General features: G+C 63.8%; 7 protein-coding genes. 2 read left to right on the top strand and 5 right to left on the bottom strand.

What is annotated here, in order from left to right:
• On the bottom strand, positions 1-1,383 hold a 1,383-nt coding region (locus R3280_RS14320), incomplete at its 3' end, for a PrkA family serine protein kinase (protein ID WP_318999294.1).
• A 295-nt stretch (positions 1,384-1,678) separates the two neighbouring features.
• Positions 1,679-2,347 (bottom strand): thiopurine S-methyltransferase, encoded by a 669-nt coding sequence (gene tmpT / locus R3280_RS14315; RefSeq protein WP_318999293.1) that lies wholly within the window; start codon positions 2,345-2,347, stop codon positions 1,679-1,681.
• 124 nt (positions 2,348-2,471) lie between these two features.
• On the opposite strand from tmpT, the gene R3280_RS14310 reads away from it, so the two are divergent.
• Both R3280_RS14310 and R3280_RS14305 read left to right on the top strand, forming a co-directional pair.
• Positions 2,472-3,410, top strand: coding sequence for a D-2-hydroxyacid dehydrogenase (locus R3280_RS14310; protein ID WP_318999292.1), 939 nt, complete (start codon positions 2,472-2,474; stop codon positions 3,408-3,410).
• Positions 3,411-3,532: 122 nt separating this feature from the next.
• On the top strand, positions 3,533-4,831 hold the full coding sequence (locus R3280_RS14305; RefSeq protein WP_318999291.1) for a YihY/virulence factor BrkB family protein: 1,299 nt from the start codon (positions 3,533-3,535) through the stop codon (positions 4,829-4,831).
• An 11-nt stretch (positions 4,832-4,842) separates the two neighbouring features.
• Here R3280_RS14305 and R3280_RS14300 read toward each other — a convergent pair whose 3' ends face one another.
• From R3280_RS14300 to R3280_RS14290, 3 genes are all read right to left on the bottom strand, one after another.
• Positions 4,843-5,889, bottom strand: a complete 1,047-nt coding sequence (locus R3280_RS14300) for an HDOD domain-containing protein (protein WP_318999290.1) — start codon at positions 5,887-5,889, stop codon at positions 4,843-4,845.
• Between the two features lie 140 nt (positions 5,890-6,029).
• Positions 6,030-7,259: a hypothetical protein gene (locus tag R3280_RS14295; protein ID WP_318999289.1), complete on the bottom strand. Its 1,230-nt coding sequence runs from the start codon at positions 7,257-7,259 to the stop codon at positions 6,030-6,032.
• Positions 7,260-7,315: 56 nt separating this feature from the next.
• Positions 7,316-10,011 (bottom strand): efflux RND transporter permease subunit (locus tag R3280_RS14290; protein ID WP_318999288.1); only part of this gene is annotated, 2,696 nt, incomplete at its 5' end.

The following is a 10,011-nucleotide window of genomic DNA, read 5'->3' as shown; positions in this document are numbered from 1 at the left end:
CTCCTGTATTTCGGACGGGAACTGCTCCTGCATGATCTGCTGTTCCAGCACATATAACAGGTGCACCGGATTGGCGGCCACCTCGGTGCTGTCGAAGTTGAACACCTTGGAGAGTATCTTGTAGGAGAAGCGGGTGCTCAGACCCGTCATCCCCTCGTCCACGCCGGCGTAGTCCTTGTACTCCATCAGGCTCTTCGCCTTGGGGTCGGTATCTTTCAGGTTTTCGCCGTCGTAGACCCGCATCTTGGAGAAGATGCTGGAGTTTTCAGGTTCTTTGATGCGGGACAGGATGGAGAACTGGGCCAGCATGTCCAGGGTGTCCGGGGCGCAGGGGGCGCCCTGCAATGAGCTGTGCTTGAGCAGCTTGCGGTAGATGTCGATTTCCTCGGTCACCCGCACGCAGTAGGGCACCTTGACGATGTAGACCCGGTCGAGGAAGGCCTCGTTGTGCTTGTTGTTGCGGAAGGTCTGCCACTCGGACTCGTTGGAGTGGGCCAGGATGATGCCGTCAAAGGGCACCGAACCCATGCCTTCGGTGGTGTTGTAGTTGCCTTCCTGGGTGGCGGTCAGCAGTGGGTGCAGAACCTTGATGGGCGCCTTGAACATCTCGACGAATTCCATCAGGCCCTGGTTGGCCTTGCACAGGCCGCCGGAGAAGCTGTAGGCGTCCGGATCGTCCTGGGAGAAGTCCTCCAGCATGCGGATGTTGACCTTGCCCACCAGGGCCGAGATGTCCTGGTTGTTGTCATCACCGGGCTCGGTCTTGGACACCGCCACCTGGTCCAGCACCGAGGGGTAGCGCTTGACCACGCGGAACTTGCTGATGTCGCCGCCGTATTCGTGCAGCCGCTTCACCGCCCAGGGCGACATGATGGGCTTGAGGTAGCGGGTGGGTATGCCGAACTCTTCCTCCAGGATTGGGCCGTCTTCGTTGATGTCGAACAGGCCCAGCGGTGACTCGTTCACCGGCGAATCCTTGATGGCGTAGAAGGGCACCTTCTGCATCAGGTACTTGAGCTTTTCGGCGAGGGAGGATTTACCACCGCCCACCGGGCCTAGCAGGTAGAGGATCTGCTTCTTCTCTTCCAGGCCCTGGGCGGCGTGGCGGAAGAAGGACACGATGTTCTCGACGGCATCCTCCATGCCGTAGAACTCGGAAAATTCCGGGTAACGCTTGATGACCTTGTTGGAAAAGATGCGGGAAAGTCGCGGGTCGCGTGAGGTATCGATGAGTTCCGGCTCGCCGATGGCCATCAGCATGCGTTCGGATGCGGTGGCGTAAGCCGTTGGGTCCTTTTTGCAGATCTCCAGGTACTCCTCCAGGGAATACTCTTCCTCCTGTGTTGCTTCATACCGGTTCTTGAAGTGCTGCAGAATTGTCATGTAAGCCCCTCGCTCGCTGTTTCTCAGCTTTGGTTCACGCAAAATCCCCGATCTAATTCGGATCGCCAGTGGCGGCGACGCGGTTATGGTTGGATGAAAGGATAAGACTCGCTAGACCGGATATACGCCGGGGAGGCGTTTCCGGTCTGGATATTTTCAGCTTAGTCCAGACTTACAGGCTTGGACAGACTCAGGAGTGTTTTGTTTCGTTGCAATTATGACAGGTTAATGTTGCCGGCCGCCGTAGCCCGACCCGCTCACCGGGCTGGGCGGCAAGGCGGAGGCAGGCGGGCGGCTAGTCGGAATCCGGCCGGCGGCGCAGCTTGAAGACGCTCTCGGTGGCGCCGCTGAGACCCTTGCGTTTGGCGAAGGGATGGTCCTTGGGCAGCAGGTTGGTGAGTACGTGTTCCACCTGCCAGTCGTGGCCGTAGAGGGCCATGACCTCGGCGTCACTGACATTGAAGGGCGGTCCGCGCATCTCGTCGTTCTGGTAATCCAGGGTGATCAGCAGGATGGCGGCTTGGTCCGGCAGGATGGCGTTGAGGTGCTGCACGTACTCCGGGCGCATGTGGGGCGGTAGGGCGATGAGGGCAGCGCGGTCGTAGGCCAGCCGCACATGCTGCAGGTCCTCCGGCACCAACTGGAAGAAATCGCCGCACCAGAGTTCCAGCTCGTCGTGGATGAAGCGGGTGAAGGGCTGGCCCGGCTTCACGGTGGCCTTGGTGTCTGCCTCCTCGAAGAAATCCTTGCAGGCGATTTCGCTGAGTTCCACCCCGATCACGCGGTGGCCCTGGTCGTGCAGCCACCACATGTCGTGGGCCTTGCCGCAAAGCGGCACGAACACGGTCTCACCAGGCCGGCCCGACAGCTCCCGCCAGTGGTCATGAAGGTACTGGTTGACCGTACCCTCGTGAAAACCGATTTCCTGTTTCTCCCAACGGGTATGCCAGAACTCGTGTTCCATCGCGTCTCTCCCGTCACCGCGGTATGCCCGGTAGCCTCTGGCTCCAGTGTAAACTATCGTTGCGAGGATAAAACACCCCGCCGGTCGTCCCCAATGACCGGCTTCCCGGACCAGGAGCCTGCCCATGAAAGCTGTTTTTCTCGATGCCGCCACCCTCGGTGACGATGTGGACCTGGGGCCCATCCGCGCCGCGGTGGACGAACTGGTGCTGCATCCCCGCACGGCGCCGGACCAGGTGGCCGGGCGCATCGCCGGCTTCGACACGGTACTCACCAACAAGGTGGTCCTGGGGCGTAAGCACTTTGACGCCAGCCCCGAACTGAAGCGGATTGCGGTGGTGGCCACCGGCCTCAACAACATCGACCTGGAAGCAGCCCGAGGCGCCGGTATCAGGGTGATGAACGTGACCGAATACGGCCGCCCGTCGGTGGCCCAGCACACGTTGGCGCTGATCCTGGCCCTGGCCACGCGGCTGCTGGATTATCACCGGGATGTGCAGGCTGGGCGCTGGGCCAGCAGCCCGCAGTTCTGCCTGATGGATCACCCCATCATGGAGTTGCAGGGCCGCACTCTGGGCATCATCGGCTACGGCGACCTGGGCCAGGGGGTGGCGGAGCGGGCGCAGGCCTTCGGTATGAAAATCCTGCTGGGCTGCCGGCCGGGCCAGGAGGCCGGGGAGGTGGACGGCCATCCGCGCCTGCCGCTGGCGGAGTTGCTGCCCCAGGTGGACGTGCTCTCCCTGCACTGCCTGCTGACCGACGACACCCGCAACCTGATCGGCGCCGACCAGCTCAAGCAGATGAAGCCCGAAGCCCTGCTGATCAACACCAGTCGCGGCGGTCTGGTGGATGAGCAGGCCCTGGCCGACGCCCTCAGGCAGGGCATCATCGGCGGCGCCGGCTTCGACGTGCTCACCGAGGAGCCGCCCCGCAACGGTAACCCCCTGCTCGCCCCGGACATTCCCAATCTCATCGTCACCCCGCATTCGGCCTGGGCCAGCCGCGAGGCGCGCCAGCGAATCGTTGAGATCACCGCCCGCAATCTGGCGGGAGAGGCCAGCTGAACCCCGCTGCCGGAGCGGGCGCTATATGGGGCCGGCTACGCAAAGCCGGTCGGATCGGCCATACTCTGATGGACTCCAAGCCCGTATGATGGCCCAAATGAATAACAGAAACAGGACCTTGAGTGGCTTCCACACAATTTAAAGACAGGCTGCAGCAAGCCGAAGACTGGATTCTCGCCAATCCGGAGCCGCCCCAGCGCTGGCCCTGGACCTGGCTCTACACCGCCGGGCGGACCGCCTATGCCATTGTCCGGGACATCATTGCCGGCAACCTCACCCTGCATGCCATGAGCCTGGTGTACACCACCCTGCTCAGTATCGTGCCGCTGCTGGCGCTGAGTTTTTCCGTGCTCAAGGCGCTCGGGGTCCATGAGCGCATGGAGCCCTTCCTGTTCCAGTTCTTCGAGCCCATGGGGCCGCAGGGGGTGCAGCTGGCGGAGCAGATCCTGGGCTTCGTGGACAACATGAAGGTGGGGGTGCTGGGCTCGGTGGGCCTGGCGCTGCTGGTCTACACCGTGGTGTCCCTGGTGCAGAAGGTGGAGCGCTCCTTCAACATGATCTGGCGGGTGCCGGAGATGCGCTCCCTGGCCCAGCGGTTCAGCAACTATCTGAGCGTGATCATGATCGGGCCGCTGCTGATGGTGTCCGCCATCGGGGTCAGCGCCACCATTTTCTCCTCCGGTTTCGTGCAGACCATGATGGAGATCGAGCCCTTCGGCTCGGTGATCATCCAGGTCAGCCGGCTGATGCCCTTCTTCCTGGTGTGCGGGGCCTTCACCTTTGTCTACGTGTTCATGCCCAACACCCGGGTGCAGCTTCGCTACGCCTTCATCGGCGGTGTGGTGGCCGGTATCGCCTGGCAGGCGGTAAGCCTGCTATTTGCGTCTTTTGTGGCTGGATCCACCAAGTACGCCGCCATTTACAGCAGTTTCGCCATCGGCATTATCCTGCTGATCTGGATGTACCTGAACTGGATGATCCTGCTGCTCGGGGCCAGTATCGCCTTCTACCTGCAGAACCCGGGCTCGGTGGCCAAGCGCCAGGAAGTACAGCTCTCGCCGGAACTGCAGGAGAAGGTGGCGCTGGTGCTGATGTGGCTGGTGTGCAAGCCGTTCAGCGAGGGCAAGCCGGCGCCCCAGCAGGAAGAGCTGGAGCAGCGCCTGCGGGTGCCGGGCTCGGTGACTCGCCGGGTCAGCGACAAGCTGATCCGCGCCGGTTTGCTGACCCTGGCGGGCGAGGACGGTGACCGGCTGGCACCGGGCCAGGCCTTGGATCTGATCCGGGTGGACGACGTGCTGTCAGCGGTGCGCAAGGACGAGGACATGATGGTCAGGCGGTTGCCTGATGTGCCGCCCATGGAGCTGATGGACCGGCGTCTGGTGGACGGCAGCCGCACCTTTGCCGAGCTGTTGCGCTCCTGAAGACAGGATCGCTAGCGGGTGGGGTTGGCGCCTTCCCGAAGCATTTTGGCGATCGCCTTGCGGATCTGGCTGAACTGCTGGTCGTCCAGCTGGATCACCTGGCGCAGGTCCTCTTCCGGCAGGTTGCGCTGGTGGGCATGGCGGAGCACCTCCCGCGTGCCCAGAATGATGCCGTCGTTGAGGGGCGTGTGGCGCTGTTCCGGCACCGGTCTCTCCGCCGCCAGCAGGCTGGCGTGATACCGGGGTGGCAGGTTCCACTCCCGCGCCAGGACCTGGGCGGTGGCCCAGTCGAAACGGCGAATGGCGGTGTAGAGCAGGCCGGGTGGCAGCACCTGGCCACTGCGCCGCACCCGGTATAGACGCTGTACCTCCCGGCGCAGGGTCATGTAGGCCAGTGCCGGCAGCAGGCCCAGCAGGAAGTGGGAATTGCTGTCGCCGCCCTGGGCCCGGGCGATGGCTTCCGCCGAGCGGCCACAGGTCATGCCCCAGCGCCAGACCCGCTGGGCGAAGAGGGCCTCGGAGCTGTTCCGGGCCGCCAGCATGGGCCGCATGATGGAGGCGGACACCACGCTGCGAATACCCTGGTGGCCCATCAGGAAGACCGCCTGGTCCACCGATTCGATGTGCTGCTCGCCATGGCGGAAGTAGGGGCTGTTGGCCACCTGCAGCACCTGGTCCGTCAGCGCCGGGTCCCCCAGGATGATTTTCACCAGCTGCTCGCGGGCGCTGTCGTTCTCGGCCATGGTACGCAGCAGCATGGGTAGGGTCATGGGCTGGCGCGGCAGTTCCTCCAGCAGGTTGTTCTCTACCCGGTTTTCAAGTTCGGCAAGAACGCCTTCGGTGTGCTCGTCGTTGACGGCAAGCTGCTGCGGGCCCACCTCCAGCAGCCAGCAGAACAGGCTCTCCTCCAGTTTTCCCAGCGCCGCCTCGGTGGCGGCCCGATTGTCCGGGCCAGAGCCGGTCTGGGCCGGATTGAGCAGACGGGAAGGGGGCGGAGCCGGAGGTGCCTCTGCCCGCTTGCCGAGGACCTCTTGAAACCATTGGATAATACGTGGCATCCGTTGCCCCTTGCGATTTGGTCCGGCCCCGTCGAGGGGCCTGATGATCTATCGCAAAGTATAGAGGGGCGCCCGGACTCTGCCTATACCACCTAGGTTGGAATATCGGTTCAGGGCATGGCGCCCCTAAGCCCCCGCCCTCAGAGCAGCGCTTGGCCGAACACGAACACGAACTGCGCTATACCGGCGGCAAAGCCCAGGGCCGCGCCCACCAGGATGAGTTTGATCTCGTCCTCCTGGAAGCAGGGCCGCAGCAGGTCCTGGAACTCCTCTGACGACAGCGCGATCATGCGCTCCACCATGATGGACTCCACCGCCCGGGCCCGGTCCTGTTCGAACACCGGGTTGTCGAAGGAGGTCTGGGAGATCTCGATGGCTTTCTCGCCCACCTGATGTTTCAGGGTGGCAAAACCGGTGGGGCCGAAGGCCACCTGGGTGAGGGCCTTGCCCATACCGGCGGTCTCGTCCACCAGGGGCTTGATGTGCTTCTTCACCATGTTGCGGGCGCGGTCGCCATTGGGCCCTTCCAGAATGGCATTGATGATGTTGCCCACGGTGAGGATTTCGTGGGTGACGATGTGGCAGAAGGATTCCGCCACCTGCTCCTGGCGCTTGAGGAACAGACCCTGGAGCCGGAACGGTCCGATCTTCCTCGGATGCAGAGGCCGGAAGATCACATTGAGGGCAATCCAGTTGGTGGCCCAGCCCACCAGCAGGCCAAAGAAGGGCAGCACCCACCAGGCCTGATAGAAGTACCACACCGCCATCTGGACCAGGCCGAACAGGAAGCCGAAGTAGAGGCCGGAGTTGACGATGAAGCGGAACTCCACCTCGCCGCACTCCAGGAAAATCCGGTTCAGCAGGCGCTTGTCGCTGGCCAGGCGCTCGATCACCATGCCCTTGATGTCCAGCAGGCCCTCGATGTTGTCTGAAACGTCCTCCACCAGGTTGTCCACCAGCTGTGGCGTGGACTTTCGGACCCGGTCATAGACCATGCGCCGGGCCGAGGCCGGCAGGTTCTCCCAGAACGTGGGGTACTCCCGCAACATCAGTTCGTCGACGTATTCCTCGGTGCGGGGTTCCACGGAGTGGACAATGTGGGCGGCCAGCACCTTGGGGTCGATCTGGGCGAAGATCTCCTGCACCGTACCGATCTTGGCGATGGTGGCGTCCACGCTGATGGCGGCCATCTTGCGGGCCTTGGAGGGGATGATGCCCTGCCAGCCCAGTAACGGCGGCTTGCCGATGAATTCAAGCGGGTAGAAAGTCATCTTGATGGCCAGCCAGTTGGTGCTCCAGCCAATGAGGGCGGCGATCACCGGAATGCTGAGGTACTGCCAGAATTCGGCCTGGGAGAACAGAGAGGTCATCCTGGAACTCGCGGTCGGGTTATAGGTCTTGTCAGCCCCACAGGGTACCGTAAAACTCAGGGGCCCGGTTGGTCGGCATGATGTGGTCGGCCGTCATTATTGCCAATCGGGCCAGCGGTGTCGATCACGGTCTTATCTGGCGACAAATAGCCGGCAATGTCCTCGATCAGTGACAGCAGCACTGGCACCACCAGGAGGATCAGCAGGGTGCCCACCGCCAGGCCGAAGGCGATGCTGGCGGCCATGGGGATCAGGAACTGGGCCTGCAGGGAGGTCTCGAACAGCAGCGGCAGCAGGCCGCCGATGGTGGTCAGGGATGTCAGCAGGACCGCCCGCAGACGCTGGCAGGTGGCTTCCAGCAGCGCCTGGTGCACCGGCATACCGTCTTCCCGGAGCTCCTTGTAGAGGGTCACCAGGATAATGGAGTCGTTGATCACGATGCCCGAGAGCCCGAACATGCCGAACAGGGACAGGATGGTCAGGTCGATGCCCAGCAGCAGGTGGCCGAAGATGGCGCCGCACAGGCCAAAGGGAATGGCGATCATCACCGCGATGGGCCAGCTGTAGGCGCCGAACACCCAGGCCAGGATGATGTAGATCATGGCCAGCCCCAGTACCGCCCCGGCCATCATGTCGGCACTGGTTTCCCGCTGCTCCTCGGCCTTGCCCTTGAAGGTGGCCTCGATGCCGTAGGCGCTCAGGATACCGGGCAGCACGTCCTGCTGCAGGTCGGCGATCACCTGGTTGGCGTTGGTCACTTCCGGGTCGACGTCGGCGGTGACGCTGACCCCCAGCTGGCCATCGGTATGGCGCAGCAGGGCCAGGCCGCGGCGGGACTCCAGCTCGATCATGTTGGCCAGCGGCGCGACACCGCCGCTGGGGGTGATGATGGGCAGGCTGGTGAGGGTTCGCTGCAGGCTGCGTTCGGCCCTGGGCAGCATGATCCGTACCTCGATCTCGTCGTGACGGTCGTAGAACACCTGCAGCAGCTGGCCGTCCAGCGCCGCCCGCATCTGCCGGCCCACATCCTCGATGGTCAGCCCCACCGCCTGGGCCATGGGCGTCAGCGAGAACACGTACTGCTGTTTGCCCCATGGCAGGTCGTCGAGAATGTCGGTGACCCCCTCGTAGTTGCGCAGGGCATTCTTGAGATCCTCTGCGGCGCTCTTGAGGGCGCCGGCGTTGGCGCCGGTGAGGAAGATATCCAGCGGTTTGCCGGGCGGCCCACCCTGTGGGCTGGTGATCGACAGCTGCTCGATGCCCGCCAGTTTCGGGAGGGCCTCGCGCCAGGCCCGGATGAACTCCGGGTTGCGCACCTCGCGGGCATCGGGAGTGACCAGCTCCACGGTGACCATGGCGTACTGCTCGCCCCGCTCGATGCTGCGGCCGCCGTTGAAAGAACCTTGGTTGAGCCGCAGCAGGGCCACCTCCACCAGGTCGCCGTCGTGCTTGAGCCGGTCATTGACCTGCCACAGGGTATCCTCCATCAGCCGGCCGTAAGCCTTCACATCCGACGGTGGCGTGCCGGCGGCGAATTTCACGCTGGCCACCAGGCTGGAGGTCTCCGGAGTGGGGAAGAAGGTAAACCGGACATGGCCGGTGGCCACCAGTGCCAGGCTGAGCACCAGGGTACAGGCGGTGGCGGTCAGGGTGATGCCGCGGTGGTTCAGGCACCACTGCGCCACCGGCCGGAAATGCTGGTCCCGGAAGCGGTCGTAGCCGACCTCCAGCCGGCGCCTCAGCGCTGTCGGTTTACGGTGATGATGCTTGTGGAAGCTGGCCCGCAGGTGGCCCGGGAGGATCAGGAAGCTTTCGATCAGCGAGGCGATGATCACGCAGATCACCACGAACGGAATGTCCCGCAGGATCTGGCCGATGATGCCGCTCACCAGCATCAGTGGCAGGAAGGCGGCAATGGTGGTCAGGGAGGAGCTCATCACCGGCACGAACATGCGCCGGGCACCGCCCTCGGCGGCCTCCAGGGGGCGCTCGCCCCGCTGGTAGTGGGTCATGGCGTCCTCCGCCACCACAATGGCGTCGTCCACGATGATGCCCAGCGCCATGATCAGGGCGAACAGGCTGATCATGTTGATACTGCCGCCGTTGGCCCAGAGCACCGCCAGGGCGCCCATGAAGGAAATCGGAATACCGGCGGCCACCCAGAAGGCAATGCGGCCGTTGAGGAACACGAACAGGATGCCCACCACCAGGATCAGACCGCTGATGCCGTTCTTCAGCAGCAGGTTGATGCGGTCGACGATCAGCTCGTACTGCTCGTCCAGGGTGATCAGCTGCATGCCCTCGGGCAGGGTGGCGCGGGCGTCGCTGAGCCAGTCGGTCATGATCTCGGCGGCCGCCAGGGCATCCGAGGATTCCGTGCGCTGCAGTTGCATCAGCACCGCCGGATTGCCCTGGTAGTAGATCTCGACGCTGTTTTCCTTGGGCCGCAGCTCCACCTCGGCAATGTCCCCCAGGGTCAGGCGCTGGCCGTCGGCGGTGGTGGCGATGGGCATGTTGGCGAAATCAGCGGGACTGCGGCCCTTCTCCAGGCTGCGGATCTCCCGCACCGACTCCTCCTCCCCCACGGTGCCGGCCGGGATGTCCTGGCTCTGGCTGACCACCCGCTGGCCGAGGGTGGGCAGGGCAACCCCCAGCTCGGCAATGGTGGCGCTGTCCACCTCGATGGCGATTTCCCGTTCCGGCAGGCCGTCGAGGTCCACCTTGGCGATGCCCCGGTCCAGCAGTTCCTGCT

It is taken from the genome of Marinobacter sp., assembly GCF_033722195.1.
Taxonomy (GTDB): domain Bacteria; phylum Pseudomonadota; class Gammaproteobacteria; order Pseudomonadales; family Oleiphilaceae; genus Marinobacter.
This window is presented reverse-complemented; position numbering and strand designations above follow the sequence as displayed.

Excerpts from the sequence above, each read along its gene's own strand:
- tmpT (WP_318999293.1), bottom strand. The coding sequence starts at position 2,347 with ATGGAACACGAGTTCTGGCATACCCGTTGGGAGAAACAGGAAATCGGT.
- R3280_RS14310 (WP_318999292.1), top strand. The coding sequence starts at position 2,472 with ATGAAAGCTGTTTTTCTCGATGCCGCCACCCTCGGTGACGATGTGGAC.
- R3280_RS14300 (WP_318999290.1), bottom strand. The coding sequence starts at position 5,889 with ATGCCACGTATTATCCAATGGTTTCAAGAGGTCCTCGGCAAGCGGGCA.
- R3280_RS14295 (WP_318999289.1), bottom strand. The coding sequence starts at position 7,259 with ATGACCTCTCTGTTCTCCCAGGCCGAATTCTGGCAGTACCTCAGCATT.